This window comes from Psychrobacter sp. CLB018, from assembly GCF_041222815.1.
In the GTDB taxonomy this organism is placed as follows: Bacteria; Pseudomonadota; Gammaproteobacteria; order Pseudomonadales; family Moraxellaceae; genus Psychrobacter; species Psychrobacter faecalis.
The window spans coordinates 334,532-360,188 of sequence record NZ_CP166085.1 but is presented as its reverse complement, the minus strand read 5'-3'; the positions used below and the strand labels follow the sequence as shown (position 1 = coordinate 360,188).

At 44.3% G+C, this 25,657-nt stretch carries 18 protein-coding genes; 7 read left to right on the top strand and 11 right to left on the bottom strand.

Annotated elements, in window-relative coordinates; all coding sequences use genetic code 11:
* Positions 1-10: 10 nt before the first annotated feature.
* The 4 genes from AB8P72_RS01590 to AB8P72_RS01575 all read right to left on the bottom strand — a co-directional run bounded on the left by AB8P72_RS01590 (position 11) and on the right by AB8P72_RS01575 (position 3,173).
* Positions 11-409 carry an RnfH family protein gene (locus AB8P72_RS01590; protein WP_227514961.1) on the bottom strand — a complete coding sequence of 133 codons (399 nt, stop codon included), beginning with the start codon at positions 407-409 and terminating at the stop codon, positions 11-13.
* Positions 397-1,536, bottom strand: coding sequence for a hypothetical protein (locus AB8P72_RS01585; protein WP_068406401.1), 1,140 nt, complete (start codon positions 1,534-1,536; stop codon positions 397-399). Before AB8P72_RS01585 ends, AB8P72_RS01590 begins: the two co-directional genes overlap by 13 nt.
* A gap of 270 nt (positions 1,537-1,806) precedes the next feature.
* On the bottom strand, positions 1,807-2,475 hold the full coding sequence (locus AB8P72_RS01580; RefSeq protein WP_068406399.1) for a cytochrome c: 669 nt from the start codon (positions 2,473-2,475) through the stop codon (positions 1,807-1,809).
* Between the two features lie 362 nt (positions 2,476-2,837).
* Positions 2,838-3,173, bottom strand: coding sequence for a cytochrome c5 family protein (locus tag AB8P72_RS01575; protein WP_068406397.1), 336 nt, complete (start codon positions 3,171-3,173; stop codon positions 2,838-2,840).
* A 396-nt stretch (positions 3,174-3,569) separates the two neighbouring features.
* On the opposite strand from AB8P72_RS01575, the gene yihA reads away from it, so the two are divergent.
* Positions 3,570-4,310, top strand: a complete 741-nt coding sequence (yihA, locus tag AB8P72_RS01570; RefSeq protein ID WP_369957931.1) for a ribosome biogenesis GTP-binding protein YihA/YsxC — start codon at positions 3,570-3,572, stop codon at positions 4,308-4,310.
* A 330-nt stretch (positions 4,311-4,640) separates the two neighbouring features.
* Here the strand turns inward: yihA and AB8P72_RS01565 are convergent, their stop codons facing one another.
* Both AB8P72_RS01565 and AB8P72_RS01560 read right to left on the bottom strand, forming a co-directional pair.
* Complete coding sequence (locus AB8P72_RS01565) at positions 4,641-5,351, bottom strand: HAD-IA family hydrolase (RefSeq protein WP_198328759.1); 711 nt, start codon at positions 5,349-5,351, stop codon at positions 4,641-4,643.
* 167 nt (positions 5,352-5,518) lie between these two features.
* On the bottom strand, positions 5,519-6,544 hold the full coding sequence (locus AB8P72_RS01560; RefSeq protein WP_227678303.1) for an RluA family pseudouridine synthase: 1,026 nt from the start codon (positions 6,542-6,544) through the stop codon (positions 5,519-5,521).
* Between the two features lie 1,250 nt (positions 6,545-7,794).
* Between AB8P72_RS01560 and AB8P72_RS01555 the strand changes: the two genes are divergently transcribed.
* The gene (locus tag AB8P72_RS01555) at positions 7,795-12,039 is read left to right on the top strand and encodes an Rne/Rng family ribonuclease (protein WP_198328758.1); all 4,245 of its coding nucleotides are present in this window, start codon (positions 7,795-7,797) and stop codon (positions 12,037-12,039) included.
* Positions 12,040-12,167: 128 nt separating this feature from the next.
* On the opposite strand, the gene AB8P72_RS01550 is transcribed toward AB8P72_RS01555, so the two are convergent.
* From AB8P72_RS01550 to AB8P72_RS01540, 3 genes are all read right to left on the bottom strand, one after another.
* Positions 12,168-13,091 (bottom strand): DUF808 domain-containing protein, encoded by a 924-nt coding sequence (locus tag AB8P72_RS01550; RefSeq protein ID WP_198328757.1) that lies wholly within the window; start codon positions 13,089-13,091, stop codon positions 12,168-12,170.
* Between the two features lie 76 nt (positions 13,092-13,167).
* Entirely contained in the window at positions 13,168-13,929 is a 762-nt protein-coding gene (locus AB8P72_RS01545) for an IS5 family transposase (protein WP_369957930.1), read from the bottom strand.
* A 155-nt stretch (positions 13,930-14,084) separates the two neighbouring features.
* Positions 14,085-15,161, bottom strand: coding sequence for an RNA-guided endonuclease TnpB family protein (locus tag AB8P72_RS01540; protein ID WP_198328755.1), 1,077 nt, complete (start codon positions 15,159-15,161; stop codon positions 14,085-14,087).
* Positions 15,162-15,516: 355 nt separating this feature from the next.
* Between AB8P72_RS01540 and AB8P72_RS01535 the strand changes: the two genes are divergently transcribed.
* The 5 genes from AB8P72_RS01535 to AB8P72_RS01515 all read left to right on the top strand — a co-directional run bounded on the left by AB8P72_RS01535 (position 15,517) and on the right by AB8P72_RS01515 (position 21,567).
* On the top strand, positions 15,517-16,374 hold the full coding sequence (locus AB8P72_RS01535; protein WP_144297399.1) for a DsbC family protein: 858 nt from the start codon (positions 15,517-15,519) through the stop codon (positions 16,372-16,374).
* Between the two features lie 223 nt (positions 16,375-16,597).
* Complete coding sequence (locus AB8P72_RS01530) at positions 16,598-17,959, top strand: homoserine dehydrogenase (RefSeq protein ID WP_198328754.1); 1,362 nt, start codon at positions 16,598-16,600, stop codon at positions 17,957-17,959.
* Between the two features lie 101 nt (positions 17,960-18,060).
* Positions 18,061-19,242 (top strand): thiolase family protein, encoded by a 1,182-nt coding sequence (locus AB8P72_RS01525; RefSeq protein ID WP_198328753.1) that lies wholly within the window; start codon positions 18,061-18,063, stop codon positions 19,240-19,242.
* 526 nt (positions 19,243-19,768) lie between these two features.
* The gene (locus AB8P72_RS01520; protein WP_198328752.1) at positions 19,769-20,617 is read left to right on the top strand and encodes a DUF2382 domain-containing protein; all 849 of its coding nucleotides are present in this window, start codon (positions 19,769-19,771) and stop codon (positions 20,615-20,617) included.
* A gap of 212 nt (positions 20,618-20,829) precedes the next feature.
* Positions 20,830-21,567 (top strand): YsnF/AvaK domain-containing protein, encoded by a 738-nt coding sequence (locus tag AB8P72_RS01515; protein WP_198328751.1) that lies wholly within the window; start codon positions 20,830-20,832, stop codon positions 21,565-21,567.
* A gap of 104 nt (positions 21,568-21,671) precedes the next feature.
* Here AB8P72_RS01515 and AB8P72_RS01510 read toward each other — a convergent pair whose 3' ends face one another.
* The gene (locus AB8P72_RS01510) at positions 21,672-22,229 is read right to left on the bottom strand and encodes a hypothetical protein (protein WP_068406375.1); all 558 of its coding nucleotides are present in this window, start codon (positions 22,227-22,229) and stop codon (positions 21,672-21,674) included.
* A 296-nt stretch (positions 22,230-22,525) separates the two neighbouring features.
* Positions 22,526-25,306, bottom strand: a complete 2,781-nt coding sequence (gene secA, locus AB8P72_RS01505; protein WP_289049633.1) for a preprotein translocase subunit SecA — start codon at positions 25,304-25,306, stop codon at positions 22,526-22,528.
* Positions 25,307-25,657 lie beyond the last annotated feature (351 nt).

Sequence of the window (25,657 nt, the reverse complement as noted above, 5' to 3'; positions counted from 1 at the left end):
TTTCTAAAAACTAACCGCGAGATTTATTTTTGCGCTGAGACATGGGATCAGCGCTTAAGCTGCGATATACCTCTACCCGATCAGACGGCTGCAATATATAATTGAGTGGCTGCTTTTGCGCGTATACCCCAACATGCCAGCGCTTAGCCGTTGGCGTCATCGTATTGGCAACCTGCTCGCACCAGCTTGCTAGCTCTTCAAACTGTTTTAGCCAACCTGCCTGAGCCAAGGCCTCATACAAAGTTGTGCCCTGCCTAACTTGAACAGTTTGATAATGCTGACGCGTCGCCTCTTCTGCATACGCCAGAAATACTGTTATCAAATCACTCTGCTCAGCCTGAGTTAGGTTAACGTTAACCTCATCTTTATCAGCTGTACTATGGTTAGCAGCAGTCCTCAGCTTAACCACTGCATCACCCAACCGATTAACGCTAACAGTAATGCCAGCGGCACAATAAGGCGTATCGCCACCCGCCACAAGTTATAAAAAGCTTCATTGCCAAAGTTTAAAGACTTACGCAAGTGGCTAATTTTCATCTGCCAACCAGCAAAGACGGACAATAACAGCACGGCGATACTACTAATAATCACCAAAATACCGACTAGCCAATTGGTCGGTATGGCGACAACTAACAATAGCGCTAGCACAAACGTTAACACCACACTGACTAGCAAACCAAATTTATGCGCCAATTGCTGCGTACTATAATGGAGCAAATAGCTGACCACAAACAGCACCCCAACCCAATAAAGTAACTGCCCAATCGGTGGTAGCGCCATGCCACTGATAAATAAAGCGACCACACCAACCACTAGCTGTAATATCCAAATCGGTAATACCAGCTTGGTTGCGCGATATGCTTGCGCGGCACTATTACGAGTGGTTTGCGCATTGTGATTATCAGCCCTTACCGCCGTGACCGTTTGCTTGCTCACTAGGTGTTGACCAAACCAGTATAAACCTGTACCCGCACCGACGCTCACTAATGCCAACGCCACGGCGCGCGCCCACTCGCTCAAGCTGACATCGGTCATGGCAAAAGCGATATTTGGCAGACCGTTGGCCACACCCAATAATAAACCGACCAGCATTAAACCCAAGCCTATTGGTAACGGTGCCACGCCTAGTAAGCTTAATAAGACGGCGATAACCATCAATCCTGCAGCAATGGCGAAGCTTGGTATATTAGGTACGCTATTGAGCTCCGTCAAGGCGGCTAAAATGCCGGTGCTTGCTCCCGATATGACAAGCGCCGCAATGAGGATAGAAACCAGTGCCGCGAGCCAACCAAAACTGCGCCAAAAGGTGCTGGCATCGGCTTCACGCGTAAGCTTTTGCATACCCGCTAAAGGTGCTTCAGCGCTACGATAAGCCAACGCAATTTCCGCATACACAACGGGCAGCGAAACCAATACCATCGCCACAAGCCACAGCAACCAAAAGTCAATCTCGCCTATGGATGCGGGCGCAAACCAGCGAAATAACAATAGCGGTAGCAACGCGGCGATAAAGTAAGAAGCATAGCGAATCATCATAATCTAAATCCAAGCGATTCAAAGTGAATAATAGTTAAGGCTATAAAGTACTGATAGACATCTATATTTTCTATGATAGCGTCATATGAAAGCGCTTAATTCTTATAAGGGTTATCAAAGCTTATGCAAATTATATAAGGACTAACAGTTATAAAAAAACCCCGAAATCGGGGTTTAAGAGCTAAATCATAACGGCGGCAGCAAATTGCTTCACTTATTATATAATCTCACTAAGCGCGTCAAAGTGCGAGCCGCTACATAGGTAGCAGATTAGTGAATCGCGCTCACATAATCTGACAAGATACGAATATCGCGATCAGACAGTTTTGCCGCAACCATCTGCATCATACCCATCTCGCCTTCTTTTTCCGCATCGTTAACACGTTTTTGCTCATCGCTATCGATATCATCAACACGACCAGCAGCACGGAAAAGCTTTAGCTGAGTGGCAATATATTCAGCGTGCTGTCCGCCTAAACGCGGAAATGCAGCCCAAACGTTACCCGCAGCATCTGGACCATGACAGCCTGCACAACCGATCACGCCACGGGATTTGTCACCACCTAAAAACAGCTTAGTCGCTTCTTGCGTCGTCGCAGGATTACCAAATGCGACGCCCCAAGGTTTTTGGCTGGCATAATAGCCTGCGACGTTGGCTAAATCTTGCTGAGATAAATTGGCAACTTGTGACTGCATGATACCGTTTTTACGGTAGCCTGATTTAAAATTGACCAATTGCTTATATAAGTACTTTACGTTTTGACCGCCAAGATTCGGCTGGGCTGGCACAGGACTGACACCATCAACACCATGACAAGCCGCACAAACGGTTTCTGCAATTTGCTTACCTGCATTGACGTCATGTTCAGGAACAATAATAGCAGCTTGTACGCTGAAACTTGCAACACATAAGCTGGCGGCAGCGATTAACTTTTTCATTGATACAAATCCTACTAACTCGACGTAAGCATTATTTAGAGTGATTGCATTATCAAAAGCCGCACCCACTACAAAGATAGCATCTAATCAGCTACGCTATGTATTACGCGGTCTTTATCACAAGCAGCCCGAAAGTACTTACTAATATCAGGGTTTATTTTGGATTATTATAGCAAGACTTTTTACTATTTGCCTACTTAATCGTAGCATTGGTTATTTTTTCTGGCTGTTCGATATTTATTCACTTAATAAAAAAACAAAAAGCGCAATAGGTTTACTCACCCTGCGCCTCGTATCATTTATCATTACATTTATTTAGCCATACAAAACTACTTACTGCTTGGCTATTTATTATTCATTTACTACTTGCTCATATACTCGATAAGCTTACGGTAATCGTCATCGCTACAGTCTTGGCATAAGCCGCCCGCTGGCATTTGAATCATGCCATTTTTGACAGACTTAACCAGCGCTGGCATACCTTTTTGTTTGATAAGCTGTTGCCATTTGGCACTATCGCCTTTTTTAATCGCATTAAGTGCGCCACTATCGTGACAGGCGGCACATGAGTTATTATAGGATGTTGCAATATCGGCGGCGCCTGCACTACTGATCGTCGCCATACCAATGATTAAAGCAGCACTACTGGCAGCTAAGAAACGATAGCTTTTGGCAAAAATGTCGGTGATTGAAAACATAAGACACCTCGTATCTTTTTCGTTTGCTTAATCCATGATTTTATTAAGCGTTTATTGTGCAATTGTCATTCACTTTATCTGACTAAATATTGTAACAATATATGTCATATTAATATATATAAATATGGTTTAGCTTTGTTAACAATGTTTATTGGAATAAAAATCGGGGCTCAAACACGATTTTATTTACGGTTATGTTGTCATTAATATGAGGGTAATTGCCTTTATTTCAATAACTAAGCGCTATAATAGTATAGAATAGGCGTTATCCTAAAATGCTCATGTTATTAACGGCCTACTTTTGCCGCTCACCTATTTTTGGCTTTGCTTACTGCCCTATTTTATTCACAAACTTTTCACTACTGTATCTAATTTTTTAAGATTAATGAGTCATTTATGAGTACCCCGTTTAAAGATGTCGCCGCCGAACATGCGGATTTTAATACCAAAGCCCGTCAGCGCATTCAGCAAACTGAATTTATGACGTCCGCGCCGACTTTTCGTCTTTGTCCGCCCGATGTAGGGCTCGAAGTCGCTTTTGCTGGTCGCTCGAACGCGGGAAAGTCGTCCGCTATCAACGCCCTAACCAATCAACGTCAACTGGCGCGCTCGTCTAAAACGCCTGGGCGGACGCAAATGATTAACTTCTTTAGTATCGGCGATACCGATACGCGTTTGGTTGACTTGCCGGGCTATGGTTATGCGGCCGTGCCCCTTGAGATGAAAAAAGAATGGCAAGTTGAGCTTGAAGAATATCTGGTATCGCGTTCAAGCCTAGCAGGTTTGGTACTGATGACCGATATCCGTCATCCGCTTAAATTCTTTGATGAGCAAATGCTGCATTGGGCAAAAGATGGCGAGCTGCCGGTGCATATTTTGCTCACCAAAGCCGATAAGCTTAAATATGGCGCGTCTAAAACTGCGCTGCTTAATACCCGTAAAAGACTTAAGCAGTTGGGTTTAGACTGCACGATACAGTTGTTTTCCGCATTAAGAAAAGAAGGTCTTGATGAGCTGGCAGGCGTCATGGGTAATTGGTATCAATATCAGGCCAAGGAGGATAAAAATGCTGAAGCGTCTGTTATTGAAAACCAAGAAAATAGAATAGAAACTAACGACCAAAGCGCTGATAAGTAAAAAAGTGCTAAATAGACTACTCAGTTTATTCAGTAGAAATCTCAAAAGGGTTTATCGTTGATAACGATAAACCCTTTTTTATGGAAATTTACTTTTCAATAATTCTATTTACTAGGGCGTGTCCTCATTTTAAAAATGGTGATAAAAATGAGATAAATTGCCGTCAAACGAGGAAAATAGCGCAAATAATATCGAGATATTAGTCAGCTATTTGACGATGTTTGATAAAATTTAGCCATTTTTAGCCCATTTAGATACAAGCGCTTGAATTGAGGACACGCCCTAGGTTTAAATGACGTTTTATTTACATACATAATTTACACGCACGATTTATGCACATAATAATGCCACTAATTCTTGCGGGGTATCCACTTGATAAGTTGGCTGCTCGGCAGCAAGCTCGCTGCTTGACGCTGTGCCATAATTGACCGCAATACTGGTCATGCCTAAACGATTGGCCATTTGAATATCGTAAATACTGTCACCGATAAATACTGCCTGCGAGATTGGCTGGTTGGTGTAATCTAAAATATCGCGCAGCATTTGCGGATCAGGTTTGGAGCCGGATTCATCAGCACAGCGCGTGATGGTAAAATAGTGATGGCTAGCAGAAGCCTCTAATACTCGATCTAACCCCTTTCTTTTTTTGCCGGTAGCGACCGCAAGCTGCTTATCTTGCTGCTTTAACGTCAGGAGCATATTTTCAATAGGCGTAAAAAACGGCGTACGATGGCTGTTCGGAATATAGTATTCTGCATAGCTTTGCTGAATGGCGAGCTTTTGCGTATCGCTTGCTTGCGGATATAAAATCTCAATGCCGTACATTAAGCTCAGCCCGATAATGTCTTTGACGGCCTGATCGGTAGTCCTAAAGCCATGCGCCTCGCCCGCTATATGCATAGACTCAACGATTAGGCCAATCGAATCCATCAAGGTGCCATCCCAATCAAAAATGATCAGCTTTTTACCCGCTAAATGATGCTCGGCTGCTAACTCAGAAATATTGGTTGGCGCTGTTTTACTAGCGATAGATGCTGTCATGGTCTAACCCTTTAAAAATAACAAATGGCAAATATGAAAACGTCACAGGTACTTATTTGGCGAATGTATGCGCAAATAAGCAACTGTGACGATTGTGTTAAATAGTCATTTAAAAACTGCATTGACTATCAGTCTTTAAACAGCCTTTAAAAAGAAATTTTTAAAACTTATTCAGGCAGCTGAATATCTGCTGGTAACCAATCCATCATCTCATCTGGTAATGGCGCGGTAATGGCTTCATAGCCAGGAATATCTAAACGCCACGCATGTAAACACAAACGATGCACGCCCGATTTGTCATGCACATTGTATTTATCGTCACCTAATATAGCATGGCCGATATGCGCCAAATGTACGCGAATTTGATGGGTGCGACCGGTCAAAGGTTTTGCTTCAAGCAGGCTCACTGGCTGTTCATTTAAGGTAAAGCGACCATGCACAATGATATCTGTCTGGCTTTCTTTCGCCTGTGGGTCTTGCGCATCTACTTTTACGCGGCGCTCACCGCTAGCCAACGTATAGCGCAGTAATGGCGCGTCGATACGCTGCTCATTGAGCGCAGGTTGACCTTTTGCTAGGCAAAGATAATGCTTTTGAATGGTTCTATCGACAAGATGCTGCTGGAGCACTTTCAACGCTGAGCGCTTTTTAGAAATCATCAGCAGACCTGAAGTATCTTTATCGATACGATGAATCAGCTCGAGATACTTTTTACCTGTCACTTCGCGCATGGCCTCGATAACGCCAAAATCTAAACCACTACCGCCATGCACAGCAATACCAGCAGGCTTATTAAGTACGATTAGACCCTCATCTTCGTAGACTACCCGCGCCAATAAGCTATTGGCAAATTCAGCGCTGATAATCGGTTTGTCACGAGTCGCGAGCTGTACAGGCGCAATACGCACCACGTCTTCACGCTGCAATCTGTCATGCGCTTTACAGCGTTTATTATTAACGCGCACTTCATCTGAGCGAATCATCTTGTAGATGTGGGATTTTGGCAGACCCTTTAGGCGATTAAGCAAAAAGTTATCCAAACGTTGGTCGTGCTGATGGCGCGTGACTTCAAGGTAATTGACCTTTTCAAAGTTACTGATTTCGTCATCGGCACTTTGCGGGCGCGTTTTACTATTAAAGATAGCGGGCGCTTCGTGGATAGGCTGTTCGGTTGGCATTTTTGAGTTTGTCATTTTTAGTTAGGTATTTACACAAAGATTTGCTATAGTTTAGCATGTTGAGCGCCAATTAAGCAGAGGCTGCGACAATAATTCCTTGTTGTTACAGACAATATTGCGCCGTTGCTACTACTGGTTAGTCAGGCGATGGCCGTTATAAAGGTTGCCAAACTTGTGCGTTTCATCTGATTTTAAGGGTGTTATATCCCTTGATATACCCTATAATGCCCCATAAATTGTAAGAACAACGCTGATAATTATCTATATATAGGATGTATCAGTACCCAAAATTTTTAGTACAACGTTTTTTAGTAATATAGTTTTTTATCAAGACAAAACACGCTGATATTAAACGACATCGCTTTGATAAATTGGCTAACAACCATTTTATCGCGCGATAACAACATAACATTTACTCACTACCGCCTAACCACGACTTATTTTGATAATTATTTATCACGCATAACTAATTATCAGCCAGTCCTTTAGCGCACAGTTGAGCAAGTTTGGGTCGCTTAAAGCCAGAATCGAGCATCATTGATTGATTATCGATAGCTGCCTGAGTATTGGTGGTCAAACAGAGCACGCGAAGTAGGATAGACAAGAGACACCGCGCCGATAAGCCGGTCATTTATTCTGTTTGCCAAGTACGCCCCGCTGATGATTAGAGCAGCGCCACCTAGCTTTGAGTTACCCCAGATATTTTTGACGTGATAGCCAAAAGAACGATAAATAAAGAATGACCAATTGCTTTACCTAAAAGGATAACCGCTGCACGGTACTGTTTTATGCACTAGCACTTACCGATAAAACAGTTCTTTATTAACAGCGCTATGATTGCTAGACCTTGATTGATTAATTGTGACAACACGATGCTTTTTTGGTAATTGTGACCTCTTAAATCTCAGTCCTTATCCATCGCCGCCCTTACAAGGTGTGCGGATTAAACTTGGATAAATGACTGTCAAAAAGACCACAAACCCGCACGTGCCTTAATCGTTAGACCAAGCCTACTCATAATATGATATAGATAGTAGCTTTACACCCTACCTTATCTATACGAACGTTACCGACATTAGCAGGATAAATGGCTAATACATTTTAGGTTAACAGCAGTGACGAAAAGCTCATGTGCTTGCCGATATTTCTGCTTTACGTTCTCCCGCTCATTAACATCTACTCAGGTTAATTTACCCTTAACCGCACTTGCTCCCTTGCCCGAAAGCCTGCCCCGTCGTTGTTATGCGTACTCATAGGATTCAAACATGAAACGCATTTTAATCAACGCTACTCAAAACGAAGAAATTCGCGTTGCCCTTTGTAAAGGTAATCATCTTTACGATTTCGATTTAGAAAACCGTACCCGCGAGCAAAAAAAATCCAACATTTATAAAGGTCACGTCACCCGTGTCGAGCCATCGCTTGAAGCGGTATTTGTCGAATATGGCTCACAGCGCCAAGGCTTTTTGCCGATTCGTGAAATCTCTGCTGAATATCTAAGCGGCAATCCACGCGATGAAAACATCAAAAAACTAATCAAAGAGGGTGACGAGCTGATCGTCCAAGTCGAAAAAGAAGAGCGCGGCAATAAAGGTGCAGCTTTATCAACGTATGTATCTTTGGCAGGGCGTTATTTGGTATTGATGCCAAATAACCCTCGTGGCGGCGGTATTTCGCGTCAAATCTCGGGCAAATTGCGCGAAGATATGAAGCGCATGCTTGGTAATCTTGATTTGCCAAAAGGCATGAGCGTCATCATTCGTACTGCTGGTATTGGCAAGACCCAAGAAGATTTGCAACACGATTTAAATCACTTGCTTAATATCTGGCAAGCCATCCAAGAACAAAATCAAAAATATCCGTCACCGCGTTTGGTGCACCAAGAAGCAGGCGTCGTCACCCGTGCCGTGCGTGATTATCTACGCGATGATATTAGCGAGATTTGGATTGATAACGAAAACGCTTATATCGAAGCGGCCGGTTTTATCGATGCCGTGATGCCAAAACAAGCAGAAAAATTGCGTAAATATACCGATTATGAGCCGATGTTTTCGCGCTTTAATATCGAAAAGCAGATTGAAACAGCTTATCAGCGTGAAGTTCGCTTGCCATCAGGTGGCTCAATCGTTATTGACCAAACGGAAGCCTTAGTATCTATCGATATCAACTCAGCAAAATCAACCAAAGGCTCAGATGTTGCTGAAACTGCCTATCATACCAACCTAGAAGCTGCCGATGAGATTGCACGCCAGTTACGTCTGCGTGATATGGGCGGTTTGATTGTCATTGATTTCATCGATATGAATGACAATAAGCATCAAAAAGAAGTGGAAAAACGTCTGGTTGACGCGACCAAATACGACCGCGCGCGTGTACAGTTTGGTGATATTTCTAAATTTGGTTTGATGGAAATGAGCCGTCAGCGCCTGCGCCCATCGCTAGAAGAGTCGACCGGCTATATTTGCCCGCGTTGCCATGGCAATGGCATGATTCGTGATTTGCGCTCGCTATCATTGTCGATTATGCGTCAGATTGAACAAATCGCCTTAAAAGAACGTCAAGGCGAAGTACAGGCCGAAGTGCCAACCGATATCGCGGCTTTCTTATTAAACGAAAAGCGCGATAGCTTGGTTTATTTGGAGCAAGACAGCGGTACGCGTATCACGATTTTACCGCACGCGCATTTAGAATCGCCAAACTTTAAGCTACATTTTAATCGTGATGGCTTTGCGCCATCGAGCTATGAGCGTATCACCGATACCCAGCAGCAAGAGCATAGCGATTTAGGTTATAACGTCGACTGGCAGACCGCTGATTCAGTGCGCCCTGAGCAGCAGCCAACGCGCCAGCCTCGTCAAGTAGCTGATAATGGTAGCAATAAAAACAGTCAAGCGACTCCTCGAGCCAGTAGTCAGCAGCAAAACACGACCAGTCATAGTAATGACCATCGTAGCAATGCCAATACTAACGCTAGCAATGCAACAACACGTGCGCCCCAACCCCAAACTCAGTCACAAAACACCCCAACTGTTGCGACTACCGCGGCGCCAGTAGCTTCACAAAACAATAACGCGACTGCTGCCCAACCGCAAGCAGTCGCTTGGTTATCCAACCTATTTGCCCAAGCGCCGCAAGCATCGACGACGCCTAAGGTCAGTAGTCGTGATGCTGCCAAAGCCATTGAAGCACTGGTAAACACGGGCGCTCAAAGCCTTGGCTCATTTGGACAAATCGATAACAGCGCCCTAGACGCCAACACTCAAGCCGCAGCAGCGCCGCAAACGGCAAGCAATCAGCAGAACACTGAGCAACAGCCGAACACTAATCGTCAGCAAGCCGCTAATAGTAATACTGATGATAACAACGACGCTGAAGACAGAAGAAGACGTAAATCGCGTAAATCAAGACCTTCTAAAACGCGTCAAAGAAAAGAGCAGTCAGATGAGTCCAATGGTAATGCTGCTAGCAACAACGTAGACGACAGCCGCTCAACCGGCACTGACGACAAGCAGGCTGATAGCCAAGATAAACGTCAGCATGATAATCGACGCACCAACGACCGTAATCGTAACAACCGCCAAGACAGCGGTCGTAATGGACATGACAATAGCAATACCGAGCACAATGACGCTGCTAGGAAAGACGCTAATACAATAGATGAGCAAACGCGTGCCAAGCGTAAATCAAACAGTCAGCGCTCCTCACGCGGCAAAATTGAGCGCGGTGAGACGTTAAGTGCGAATAACGAGCATAGCAATAAAGAAACTAGTAACGGTAATGACAAAAGCCAATCAAGCGCGCGCCGCAACCAAGACCCTAATGAAGTGGTATTACAGGTCAATGAAGCGTCTACAGAGCTCAAGTCGCCAGAAGTTGTGCACTTGTCTTTAGATGATAGTAAATCTGTAGCAGCCACTCGCCAAGCGCCTGAAAAGCAAAGCGCTGAGAAAGCTATCAATGAAGCTGATAAGCAGAAAGCAAGTCAGGAAGACAGCACTGCGAAAAATGCAGATAAGCAGGAAGCCGTTGAGCAAATTACTGATAGTCAAGCTGCTAAAAACCGCCGTGACTCGGTTGATAGTAGTCAAAAAACCAGTACGCAAACTGTGACTGCCGACGCTGCTAAAAGTGACAATCCTGCAAGTGGCGATGCAGTGATACCTGCAGCAAAAACGGATGAAACCAAGCTAAGCTCTACTGATGATAAAGTGCAAAAGTCTGACGCTAACTCTGTAGACGAGCGTAATGTCGAGGCTACACAACCAGCAGCAGAAAAATCATCAATGTCTAAAAGTCGTGATGCTGTCGAAACTAGCGGCAAAGATGACGATGTAGCACCTACTGAGAAAGCGCAGAAAACTGGTTCTAATGTTGATTTTAATACGGATGATACTGACAGTAGCAATCAAGCAGCGTTTGAACTTGACCATCAAGCTTTATTTGCCAAGCGTTATGTAACGGCTGAAAAGTTCGGTCAAGCCAGCAATGATCCACGCGTGGTTCGTCGTCAGCATGCTCAAGCCTCGACAACCACAGCATCGGATAACCAATCGCCTGTGGTAAATGAGCAACGCGCTGTGAACGCTCCAGCTATCCGCGGCACGGTTGGCGAGTTTATCCGCGCAACCTTGCCAGAGGCGCCAGCGCGTTTAGCCGCTGAAGGCGTGATTAATTGCTTTAATGCGGCTATCGCTTTGCACCTAGAGCAAGCTAACGCTGTTAACGAAAAAGTAGATAGTAACAACGAGTCTAAAGTCGAGACTGGCGAAGCTGCCAAGCAAGATTTTGACTTTAGTAACTATGGCTACGAGCCTTTAGCAGCGGATTATCTCGCAAGCTTTGAGGCGATGACGCAAGCCGTCAGTCAGTTTGCTGCGGCGCAAGGTAAAACAGCCGTTGAGCCCCGCCCTATTAGCAAGCGGGCGAGCAACGATCCACGTGGTCAGCATCCTGACTATCAGGAGCCAGCTGCAACCACAGTCGCCGAAGCGCCTAAAAATGGCTCTCTAGCAGCTGACAGCGACGTTGACGTTGACGCTCAGAATGTAGATGCGACTGCACTGGCCAATCAAGCTCAGACAGACGATGTCAGCGCTGATAGTGAAGAACTGCTAAAAGTAGAGCAAGCACTAGAAGCAGAGAACGCTGAGCAACCTGAGGTTAATGCTGTAGAAGCGGACAAAGTTCAGACAGTAGATACTGAAGCTAAAGATGCTGATGGTGACTCTGATGTTGTGCAAAACGAAAACGAGCAAGCGTCTGAGTCAACTGAACAGCTATCTGAGCAAGCGACAAAAGAGGAAATTCAGGCGGCGAAGTCAAAAACGACCATCGCCAGTTATAAAAACATGATCGAAAATGTGGCTGAGCAATTACTACCACAAAAAGGCATGTTTAATTTAACCACGCCAAAAGTCCCAAAAGCGCGGACGCGTAAGCCGAAAGCGGAGCATAAAAAGCCGACGCAAGCGGAAAAATCAGAGAATGACGATTCTGATAGCGAAAGCTAATAGCTATCATTAATACTCTTTTATAAAATATCAAAGCCCCAAAGTTGTTAGCAACTTTGGGGCTTTTTCATTAATAGAGCTTTATATCAATGCCAAGCTTTGATAAACAGAACTTTTGAGCAACAAGATCAATGGGCAGTAGGCTCGTCTTTATGACGTATCTTATTGATAACCGTAAATAGCGCAACGATAGCAGCGCCAATAATAAAACCGATAACGCCATTTAATAAGGCAGTGGTAAAGCTTTCAAACACGCCTGTCAAATGCGCAATATCTTCAACCTCATGATGCAAAAAGTTAATACCGTGCACCAAAATACCGCCACCGACTAAAAACATCGCCAAAGTCCCAGCGATAGATAAAAACTTCATTAATTTAGGCGCTGCCGTAAATAAAACCTTACCGACTTTTTGAGTAAAATCACCGTCTTTCTCCATCATATGCAAGCCTAAGTCATCAATTTTAACGATGCCCGCGACCAAACCATAAATACCAACAGTAATACCGATGGCTAAAATAGAGAGCACCAAACTACGCTGCAACAACGTAGCAGTTGCCGTCGCACCTAGCGCAATCACAATAATTTCTGCCGATAAAATAAAATCAGTACGCACCGCCCCTTTGATTTTTTCTTTTTCAAAGGCGACCAAATCAACGTTTTGATCTGCGTTGGCTTGCCGACGGGCATTTTGCTCTTCATCATCTGGCAAGGCATGCGGCCAAAAGCGATGAATCACTTTTTCAGCGCCTTCATAAACCAAAAACAGGCCACCACACATCAGTAAAAAGGTGATTAAAGGCGGATAAATGGCGCTAATAAGTATAGCTGCTGGCACCAAAATAAGCTTATTAATAAACGAGCCTTTGGCGACCGCCCAAACGACTGGCAGTTCACGATTTGCTGTGACGCCGGTGACCTGCTCGGCATTCAACGCCAAATCATCACCCAATACCCCCGCGGTTTTTTTGGCGGCGACCTTCGTCATGACCGAAACGTCATCGAGTATCACACTGATATCATCAAGTAGGGTTAATAAACTGGCACCAGCCATAGGGTCTCCTTAGAAAGTTAGAAAGAAATTAGAAAGAAAATTTATTTTAATGGATAATTTAGGGTGTGTATAGAATTCAAATGAGTGGCAACCAGATAAAGACACAAGCAAGCATTACCGCTGCTGCATAGCTATCTTTGAGCTTATCATATCGCGTGGCCATGCCCCTAAAATGTTTCAACCTAGCAAAAGCGTTTTCTACCAAGTGACGGCAACGATACAAATACCAGTCTAGTGTGTCATTGTTGCTGTTTTTAGAGTTCGACTTAACGGGTATGACTGACTCAGCACAGTGCTTGAAGATACACTCTCTAATATCACTACTATCGTAGCCCCTGTCTGCAATCACCGCTTTAGTCTGGTTATTAATCGTGCTATCTATCAACGTCTTTGCCATCTTAGCGTCATGCACTTGCCCACCTGTCAGCTCAACATGTATAGGGTTACCACAAGCATCGACCACTAAGTGCAGTTTGCTGCTATTACCTGCAACACTTTTACCAATGGCCTCATCAAGATGACTGGCTGCACCTGAACTATGCTGATGAGCTTTGACCACGCTACCGTCTATAAATAACCATTCACTATGATAGTTTGCTGTGATTATTTTCATGAGCTTTTGCCATTTACCGGTTTTACGCCAATAACGGTATTGATGATATATGCGAGACCAATGACCGAAATAAGAAGGTAAGTCTCGCCATGGACAGCCTACTCTTATGCGGTACAGCATGCCTTCAACGGTACGTCTTAGATTGGGCTTGTTATATACGTTAATTTGTCGCAATATAATAAATAGCTTGTGCCAAAGTTCATCGTTGAGCTTGGTGCGAGTCATAAGTGATGCCTTATTTCTTTGTTGTGGTAAACAGTAGAGTAAGGCGTTGCTTATGTTTTTCAATGGTTCCTCAATTCTATACAGCCCCTAATGTTTATGACAGTAGCCTACCTAGACTTGACTTCCTCCCCGACCTAAAGGAACGGGGATTCCTACTAAAGACGGCCAAGCCCGACCGCGAGAATGTTTTTTGCTCCATTAACGTCACGTTGATGGGTCGTTTTACAAGAACGACAAAACCATTTTCTTATACCAAGACCTTCTCTACCTTTCGGACTGTCTTGGCGAGAGCCGCAACACGAGCAGGTTTGGGTGGTGTACGCTTCATTTACTTCGATATAGTGGCAACCTGCGTTCGCGCATTTGTAGTCCAGTTGTCGCTTTATCTCAAACCAACCCGCATCATAGACGGATTTGGCGAGTTTGCTTGAAGTAAATGATTTTGACTTGATTTTACCAACTACGATTAGGCTGTTGGCTTTAACAAGCTTTGATGTAAATTTATGAATCAAGTCTAATCTAGTATTTTTAATCTTGGCGTGAATGGCCTTAACTCGTTTTTTGTTTTTGGCTCTTTGAGCAATGGCCAGTTTTTCTGCGTATTGAGTCGTCAGCTTAGTAGTTAGAACCTTGCCATCACTACTGACTGCGGCATCTTTACAGCCCAAATCAATACCGACTTGACCGTCACCACAGGCTGTTTCTGAAAACTCTTTAACAGTGATACAGGCGTACCAGTGGCCGCGAGAATCTTGTACCAACTCGCACGTATTGATGCTGTAGAGCGAGAGGTTATAGCTGTCCCACACATCAATAATCAGCTTTTGACCCTTAGCCAAACTGAATTGTAGAGTTGTTTTTAGAGATTTTTTGCCACTTTGTTTAGTGCTTAGATGCTTGATAGCAGTTTTTTTAAAAGGAATCCAGCCCAAACTTCTTTTCTTGGCTTTAGGATTGTTTGTGCGCCAGTTTAGTTTGGCTTTTTTAAACTGTTTACGGCTTTTGGCGTGAACCTCACTAATCGCTTGCAAGGTTTGGCTGTGCAGGTTCAGGTACTCACCAGCGCCTTTGGTGTAAGCGGCCAAGTCGTAGGCTGAAAAGAATTTGCCTGTGCGCTTAAGATGTTTAAAACTTAGCTCATTAACGTAATTCCAGACAAAGTTGACCGCACCAGCTAAGATATTTAGCTGAGTGGCATGTTTGTCTTTGATGCGTAGCTTGAGCGTCTTCATGGGTTTAGTATGATCCCAATGCGTTTGGTTAACAAGGTTCTTTTAATCTTAGGTGACAACGGCTGACGCCTGATATCCACGCCCTAGAAGGATGTGGTTTTACGGCGCTGGATGATAAATTTGGCGATGCCAATAAAACATCAACAAATAGCCTTTGGTGGTTATTTCTAAAAATATGTTAATATAACCAGTATTGCTACTTATCTTTTATTATCAATAAATTGCCCCTCGTCCTTGAAATATATCGCTCTGATAACAAAATCTAGTGGATACGGGATAAGCGTTCATACACTATCTATGTCCCTGTTTTTATATCTATATCTTGCTTAGGCACCACCGCCTAAAGGAAATACCTATGTTTTTACCTTCTTTCTCTAAAGCCACTTCTGCTCGCGCTCTATTTTCTCGCAAACCTTTATCGAGGATGATGATGGGCGCGTTGCTGGTCGTGGTTGCAGCAGGCTGCTCGAATAATGCGGCAGATGCGACCAGCAATACAGGTATCGTCAATAGCGCTAATGCCAAAGTCAGCACCGCACAAGTCGCCGATAATGATGCAGCAGTGGTCAAAGCCTTACAAACAAATCTAAAAGCCTCAGGGATTGAAGAAGAAATCATTTCAGCCGTACCAACGGATATGGACGATATTTACTGGGTAACGGCATCGGGCTTACCATCGTTTTTTACCGATAAATCTGGCAAACATATTATCCAAGGACAAATCATCGCAGTTGGGCAAGAGGCGCCAGTTGATATCAGTGGCGCTTTGGTTGCCAAAGCCGCGCAAGACGCTCTAAAAACGGTCGATAAAAAAGACATGGTTATTTATCCAGCAAAAGGCGCCACTAAATCAGTTGTTTATGCCTTTACTGATGCCGACTGCCCTTACTGCACCAAGCTTCATGAAGAAATGAGCGATATCAATGCACGCGGTATTGAAGTGCGTTATTTGGCATGGCCACGCAGCGAAGGCAGTATCCCAAAAATGGAAGCTATTTGGTGTAGCGAAGATCGCAAGGCGGCGATGGACCAGGCAAAAATGGGCGCTAATGTCCAAGCGCCTAGCTGTAATAACCCAGTAAAAGAGCAAATCGAGCTTGGAATGTCGTTAGGAGTACGCGGCACGCCTGCTATCTTTACCGAGTCTGGCCAACAAATCGGCGGCTATCTACCCGCGGCGCAATTGGCGCAAACAGCGATCGATGCCAGCTAGTCCTCTCCCCTCATATTGTTGACTTTACCGACAGTGAGATTGGGTAGACGCCACAAGCGCTTATCGGTATGATACGATGAAGCGCTAGGTAAAATTAGCGGTGTATTTTTATACTTTTCTTCTTTATATCAGCCTCATTTATAAGCACTTTTATATAAGTCTTTTTATGTAAGCGCTGTCATAGAAGCATTTTTATCCAACTCTATAATCTCTTGAGGATACTGTGAGCAAATCCATCAAACTAGCGATACTTGGTCTGGGCACCGTCGGAACGGGCGTGATCAATCTAATCAATGACAATTTAGATGAGTTAAAACGCCGTAGCGGACGCGACATTGTGATTACCGAAGTCGGTACCCGTCGTCAGCGCGATGATATCGACGCTACCATCGTACAAAATAGTGACTTGATGGCAACCGCTGCCAGTGACAATGTCGATATTGTCATCGAAGTGATTGGCGGTACGACCTTGGCTAAAGATGTGATTATGCATGCCATTAAACACGGCAAACATGTGGTCACTGCCAATAAAGCCTTGCTCGCCGAACACGGCAATGAGATTTTCGCCTTTGCCGAAGCCCATAATGTACACGTTGCTTATGAAGCGGCGGTGGCAGGTGGTATTCCAATTATCAAAGTCATGCGTGAAGGCCTTGCTGCCAATAAGATTGAGTGGTTAGCTGGTATTATCAATGGCACTGGCAACTTTATCATGACTGAAATGCGTGATAAAGGTCGCCCGTTCGCCGATGTTTTAAGCGAAGCACAAGCACTTGGTTACGCCGAAGCCGATCCAACCTTTGATGTCGAAGGCATTGATGCGGCGCATAAGCTTGCGCTCCTCGCCTCTATCGCCTTTGGGATTCCGCTACAGTTTGACAAAGTTTACTGCGAAGGTATCACCGGTATTACCTTGCAAGACGTCAACTACGCCGAAGAGCTTGGTTACCGTATCAAACATCTAGGCTTTGCGGTACGCCGCGAAGACAACGGTTCAGGTGATGGCCAAGGAAATAACGGCGCGGCTGGTATCGAGCTGCGTGTTCATCCAACCCTCATTCCACAGAACGCCCTACTTGCCAACGTTAATGGCGTAAAAAATGCGGTATTAGTCAACTCGCACCCACTTGGTCAGACGCTATATTGCGGTGATGGCGCTGGTGCTGGAGCAACGGCTTCTGCAGTCATGGCGGATGTCATGGATTTGGTTCGCGTTCTTGGTAGTAAAGATAACAACAATGAAAGCACGAACGGTCACCATGTGCCGCATCTAGCGTTTATCCCAGAGCAATTATCAGACACACCCATCTTGCGTGCTGAGCAAATGATTACCGGTTATTATCTGCGCGTGCATGCGCATGACAATCCGGGCGTTTTAGCGGATATTACCCGTATTTTGAGTGACGCGGGTATCAATATCGATGCCATTTTACAAAAACCTGCGCATAAGCTTGGTCAAGTACCAGTGATTATTTTGACGCTGCCTGTGATTGAAAGTCAGATGAATCTGGCGATTGAAAAAATCGAGAAGCTCGATACCATTACAGATAAAGTCGTCCGTATTCGCTTAGATGAGTTGGCGTAATTTATCCAGCGATTCATCTATAAACCTGTGACCTTAGCTAAAAACTTTTTTTTAATGACTAAAAAACTTTCGTTTCAAATACCGAAAAAGGAAAAATAACGATGTCAAATGATGCAATTGTAATTTTAAATGGCGCCCGTACTCCGATGGGTGGTTTTCAAGGCGCTTTAAAGGACGTCAGCGCAACTGAACTTGGCGCAACCGCTATCAAAGCAGCCGTTGAGCGTTCAGGCGTGAGCGTTGATAATATTGATGAAGTCATCATGGGCTGTATCTTGACTGCTGGTCTTGGTCAAGGCCCTGCCCGTCAGGCGATGCGTAAAGCAGGTCTTAACGATGCTACTGGTGCCGTTACCATTAATAAACTTTGTGGTTCTGGTCTAAAAGCAGTTATGCAAGCGCACGATGGTATCAAAGCGGGCAGCTTTAACGTCGCAGTGGCTGGCGGTATGGAATCAATGACCAATGCGCCTTACATCATGCCAGGGTCACGCAGCGGCTACCGCATGGGACATAAAGAAGTCAAAGACCATATGTTCTTAGACGGTCTAGAAGATGCCGAAACCGGCAAATTAATGGGGCAGTTCGCGCAAGAAATGGCCGATGAAAAAGGCTATAGCCGTGAGCAAATGGACGAGTTTGCTATTGAATCGCTAAACCGTGCTTTGACAGCGATTAAAGACGACCATTTTAAAGATGAAATCGAGCCTGTCACTTTCAAATCGCGTAAAGGCGAGCAAACGGTTGATACCGACGAGCAGCCTGCCCTTGCCAATGCTGAGCGCATTCCTACCCTGCGCCCTGCTTTTGCAAAAGAAGGGACGATTACAGCGGCAAACGCCAGCTCAATCTCAGACGGCGCGGCGGCGGTTGTGATGATGAAAGAGTCGCAAGCAAAAGCCGAAGGTTTAGATTATCAAGCACGTATTGTTGCCACCGCCTCTAACTCGCGCCACCCAAGCGAGTTTACCATTGCTCCGATTGGCGCGATTGAAAAAGTTCTGGACAAGGCGGGTTGGTCAATTGCAGACGTCGATTTATGGGAAATCAACGAAGCTTTTGCGATGGTGACCATGGCAGCGATGGATAAGTTAAAAATCGACCACGCTAAAGTCAACGTCGAAGGCGGCGCTTGTGCACTTGGCCATCCAGTTGGCTGCTCTGGCGCGCGTATCTTAGTTACCCTTATCAACTCGCTTAAACGTACTGGTGGTAAAAAAGGCGTTGCAACCTTATGTATCGGTGGCGGTGAAGCTGTTGCCGTTGCCATTGAACTGGCTTAATTTTAAGCCAATTCAACGTTTGAGCTTTTAAATTCGAAGTTCTGATTTAAAATATCGACTGATTTTCTTAAAATTTTAAGACCGCATAGCTACTAGCTGTGCGGTTTTTTTATACCTAAAAATGACAAATACCGCAAAGCGGTGAACACGCTGTAAGAAAGCCTTAACTTAATTTTATATAGTAACGGCGTCATTTACAGCCTATTACACGCAATTACCTCAAGCGCACACTTTGCTACCTTGCTCATATATCGTATCGAAAAACCTGCTGCTACGATAATAACAAGTTGATGGAGAGGCTGCTTATTAACGATAGCTAGTCCTTAATGATAGCGAGATTCTATTAATAACCACGGTAATATCTTCTTCATCTAATCTTGTTGATTTATAAAATCTAAGTTTAAACAAGTTCAAAAGAAATAGCCGACATTTTTTTAGCAACGCAAATTTTTACTGTATTGCTATTTTATAAAAAATAATTATTAATCCAAACAAATAAATTTACTCATAAAAAAGGAAGACAATAATGAGCCAACTAATTCGTTTAAGAGATATCCAAGCAACTCACCGTGATCTAATTGGTGATGACTATTATGACCCAACAGGTAAAACTGCTTATGGCGTCAATGAAGAAAAAATCGGTAAAATCGAAGGTGCGCTAGTAGAAGATACTACTGGTCGTATTCGTTATTTAATCGTTGATGCAGGCGGTTGGTTCAGCTCAAAAGAAGTTCTAGTGCCAGCAGGTCTCGCTCGTATCGTCGGTGATGACGTTTTCTTTGATAGTTTAACGCAAGCACAAGTAGAAGCGATGGAAGTATACGATCACGATTATCAGTACAGCTATAAAGAGCAGTACGAAAAAGATCGTCAATCATTCGCTGCTGATACTGTACCAGAAGCAGAGCGTATGGAGATTGCCGACCATGCGTATAATGCGCCAAACACGCTAGAGCTACTAGAAGAGCGTTTGACAGTCAATAAAGACCGCATCGTTGCAGGCTTAGTAAAAGTTGGTAAGCATGTCGTTACTGAAGAGCGCAACATAGATGTTGACCTTGAAGAAGAGCATGCCAATATCCAACGTACCAATGTAGATCGTCCAACAGACCGCCGCATTGGTGATGTAGATGGCAATCAAACGGTCGAAGTTGAACTAGAAGCAGAACGTGCACGTGTGAATAAAGAAACCTATGTCGCTGAAGAAGTAAACGTTGGTAAAACTACCGAACGTCATACTGAAACTATTGCTGAAACCATTCAACGTGAAGAATTAGATATCGATGGTGATGGTAATGTGGTTGACCGCGAAGGTAACCTTTTTGACCGCGATGATATCACTGCCGAAGATGTCCGCCGCGCTCGTGGTATGTAATACGCAATACTTGCGCACCTTGCATAATTCTTAAGGAAGATTTCTTAGCAATTGATAATAAGAAATAATCATTAGAAAAATAATCGTTAAATGTGCATCGCGCGATAGTAATGAGCAGCTGAGTTTCAAGCTCAGTGACTAAGACCAGAGCTTGCCTCTGGTCTTTTTTTATACCTCTTTTTAAGCTACCTCACCATTTAAGGAACACTACCATGATTAACGACGACAAAAAAATTGACCCACAACAAACGCATCCACGCTCATCTTTGGCAAATGCCCCTAATCCTACTTCGCATTTAGAGCAAATTGCCAATCATAGCGGTGAGAACAAATTGCCTGCGCCAGATTTGTCCGCTACGGATTTATCCAATACTAATCAGCAGCAAACTGTGTCAAGCAGTACACAACAAGGCTTAGCAAATAATTTATCTACTAATTTAGCAAACCATCAAACCGATACAGGCAATGGTGGCTATTTAGAATTATTAGAAGAGCGTCCTGTCATTAACAAAGAACGCTTGGATGTTGGCAAGGTCACAGTAACCAAGCACAGACGCACCAAAACCATTGAGGTGCCTATTGAGCTGGTAGAAGAATATATTACCGTGCGTACCGACTATCAAGACGTACAGAGTCAGGATTTACTATCAGGTGATTATGATGATAAGGACATATTGCGTCATGTTGAGCCGTCGCTAGATAGTAAAGCAGTCGTGACCATCAATGGCAAGCAGGTTGAGATTGGTGACGCGCCGATTGAGATTATCTTATCGCGTCAGGTAGCGACGATTACCAAAGACACTCATGTGATCCAAGAAATAGAGATTAATAAAACCACGCATACCCATACCGATAGCATTCAAGTAGCGCTCCAACACGAGGAGCTAGACGTTAAAGAAGAAGGTTATCTAGCCCATGAGCAACAAAGCAATGCCGCTGATAAAAAATAGCGTTTATAAAAAATAGGCTGATAAAGCATTTTTGTAAGCAGTCGTAAGACCAAACCAAAAAAAAGCAACGTTAACGTTGCTTTTTTTATGCGAGGTATTTGTTGTTAGGCGGCTGTTTCTGCCGTTTTAGTTTCAGACGCTGGTGATGTTTTACATTCATAGGTACTGACGTTTTCTGAATCGGCACCAGCAGTACGCATCACACCAGTTTCACGATCTTCGTGCGCCACGCGCCACTGGATAAAGCCTTCACCACCGTCAAACGCTGTATCTAGATTGAAAACTTCAGGGTTGGTCGCATCATTGGTTTTGGTCAGAGTTACTGTACCTTGAGCAGTCTCAAGAATCACTTGTTTGTCAGCGTCTTTGTAAGTGGCTTCGACGGCTAGTGCCGGTGAACATGAGTAGCTCATTTGCTTGACGCCAGAATTAACAGACGCTACGGTATCCTCTTCCACATCGCTGACTGGCGCATCTACCACCACATCACTTGGCTCGGCAGGCTCAGCGGACATAGGCACCGATTGCTCTTCACTGATGCTGTCTTCTAGACTTGGTTCTGGCTCTTGCTGTTGTTGACAAGCACTAATTGTCATCGCGCCAGCGAGCAGACCGGTAACAACGACAGAGGTACGAAATTGTTTTAATAATTCTATATTCATGACACTCTCCAAAAAAATATGTTAAACACTATAGCGTGTATGTAAATTCACGCCTATGTTGAATTTGTAATTAATCACTACAAAAGCGCTGTTACTTTTATATTCTTAATAGTTAGACTATTTATTAATAGAGTTACAGTCACTTAAAAGTGCTAAAAAGAAAGGTAGAAGATATCGCCCGATAATTTTTCCTATCGAAATTCTTATGGCTATAAATCTTATCGCTATAAAAAAGTCCCTATCTAAATAAGACAGGGACTTTTTATCATAGCTTAACAATTTTTGATTATCAATATTTAGATTTTACCGTGACATTGTTTATACTTTAGGCCTGAACCACAAGGACATGGCGCGTTACGGCTGATATTCATCCCAGCGTATGGGTCAGGCTCACTGGCATTGTTGCTACCACTGCTCGCGATAGACCCTGCTGTTACGCCAGCAGCAACGCTACGGTTTTGCGCCGCTGGTCGCTCTACGCCGCCATCCATATTGTCGATATCACTGTGTTCAAACTGCATTTGCATATGCGCGGCGTTTTCACGCTGCTGAGCTTCTAACGCTTCTAACTCTTCTTTGGTTGGGATATGGACGCGTGATAAATCTTGTACGGTTTCAGATTTAATCGCACCAAGCATCATTTGGAACAGCTCAAACGATTCACGCTTATATTCTTGCTCAGGATTTTTTTGCGCATAACCGCGCAAATGGATACCTTTACGTAGCTGATCCATTTGGGTTAAATGCTCTTTCCAGTGCTTATCCAAACTTTGTAGCATAAAATGACGCTCGAGCTGGGCGGCATCTTTTTCGCCCATTTGCTCACGGCGAGCATGATAGCGATCCAGCGCAGTTTGGATAATTTTGGCACGTAAACCTTCTTCATCTAGGCGGCGGTCTTCATCCAGCCAATCGTTAATCGGCATGGAAATTTTAAACTCATCTTCAAGCTCGTCTTCTAAGCCGTCGATATTCCACTGATCATCAATAGAGCCTGGCGGGATAAACTGATCAATCATGGCATTGTAGACTTCATGATGCATGACTTCGATGGCCTCCAATAAATCCATCTCTGCCAGCAAGTCATCGCGCTGACCATAGATAACTTTACGCTGCTCATTGGCGACGTCATCGTATTTCAATAGGTTTTTACGGGCATCAAAGTCACGACTTTCGACTTTACCTTGGGCATTTTCAATCGATTTTGAAACCATTTTATGCTCGATGGCTTCATCTTCTTTTAGACCCATCGCCCGCATCATATTAACAACGCGGTCACCGGCGAAGATACGCATCAAGTCATCTTCAAGCGATAAGAAAAAGCGCGACATCCCAGGGTCACCTTGACGACCGGCACGACCACGCAACTGGTTATCGATACGGCGTGATTCATGACGCTCAGAACCAATGATATGTAGGCCGCCAGCCGCAACGACTTGGTCATGCTTGACCTGCCATTCTGCTTTTAGGCGCGCCATCTCTTCCGGACTGACCGCATCAATGTCTTCGATAAACGACTGCCAGTTACCGCCCAAGATAATATCGGTACCACGACCTGCCATATTGGTGGCGATGGTCACCGCTTTTGGACTACCTGCCTGCGCGATAATTTCTGCCTCACGTTCGTGCTGCTTGGCGTTTAGGACATTATGCTTGATGCCTTCTTGATCGAGCAGATAAGACAACTCTTCACTGGCTTCAATCGTCGCCGTACCAACTAAGACCGGCGCACCTTTGGCTTGGATCTCTTTAATCTCGCGAATGATACCTTTGTACTTTCCTAACTTGGTTAAGAAAATCTGGTCATCCATATCGATACGAGCAATCGGCTCGTGCGTTGGAATCACGATGACGTCTAAATCATACGTTGATTTAAACTCTGCTGCTTCGGTATCGGCGGTACCGGTCATACCGGATAGTTTGTCATAGAGACGGAAATAGTTCTGGAAAGTCGTCGTCGCAAGGGTTTGGTTCTCTGCTTGAATCTCGACGTTTTCTTTGGCCTCTACCGCTTGGTGCAAGCCTTCTGACCAGCGGCGACCGGGCATGGTACGACCGGTGTTTTCATCGACGATAATCACTTCGCCGTCGTCAACGATATAATGGACGTTTTTGACAAATACATGATGGGCGCGGATTGCCGCTTGTACGTGAGCGAGTAGCGGCAAACGACTCGGGCTATATAAACTTTCGTTTTCACCAAGCTCGCCCACTTCGATTAAGAAGCGCTCAATTTTCTCATAGCCTTTTTCGCTGATTTCGATTTGACGATTTTTTTCATCAATCCAAAAATCTTCGTCTTCATTATTTTTATTGGCTTCTTCATCTTTTGAGCGTTTAAGCCGTGGAATAATGGTATTAATCAGCGCATACATACGTGATGAATCTTCTGCTTGACCCGAAATAATCAGCGGCGTACGCGCCTCATCGATTAAGATAGAGTCAATTTCATCAATAATGCAATAATTTAGCGGACGCTGTTTTTTCTCAGCCAGGCTAAAGACCATGTTATCGCGCAGATAATCAAAGCCATATTCGTTATTGGTACCGTACGTGATATCCGCTTGATAAGCGTCGATTTTTTCTTGTGGTGGCTGCTGCGAATAAATAACGCCGACCGTCATACCCAAAAAGCCAAATAATGGGCGGTTTAACTCGGCATCACGCGCCGCCAAATAATCGTTGACCGTGACCAAATGCACGCCTTTGCCACTAATAGCGTTTAGATACATCGCCAAGGTACCCATTAAGGTTTTACCCTCACCGGTTTTCATCTCAGCGATTTTGCCTTCGTGCAAGGTGATACCGCCGATGAGCTGCACGTCGTAGTGACGCATACCATTGACGCGTAAGGAAGCCTCGCGGCAGACGGCAAACGCTTCTGGTAATAAGGCGTCTAAGCTTTCACCGTTTTGGTGTCTTTCTTTAAATTCTGCGGTTTTTTGTTGTAATTGCTCATCAGACAGGGCTTGAATGTCAGCCTCATATGCGTTGATTTTGCTGACCACTCTACGCATGCGCTTGAGTTCGCGGTCATTTTTGGTGCCAACGACACTGCCTATAATCTTTGATAACATAATTTTTTGACCTATGGAAATATTCGATAATTAGTGCGCATTCGCCAAGGGTTTATATACTGCCGCTTGGTCATTTCAATGCTGACAATCATCACTGACTAAATACCTTTTAATAACTTACTGATTAATAACGCCCTGATTGTCAAAATGCGGATTAACAAAGCACGCAATAATAAGGTACTGCCTAATGATGAGTCGCTTAATGAAGTATCGCCCAATTAAGTGTGCCGTCATTATATATGGTTATGACGCCGATGGATACAAGGGCAGCGAGTAGATATTTGCCGACGTAAAAAGGTCGCTGAACGTGTTAAAATAGTGCCTATATCCTTCATTTAGCAGCTGTTTCGC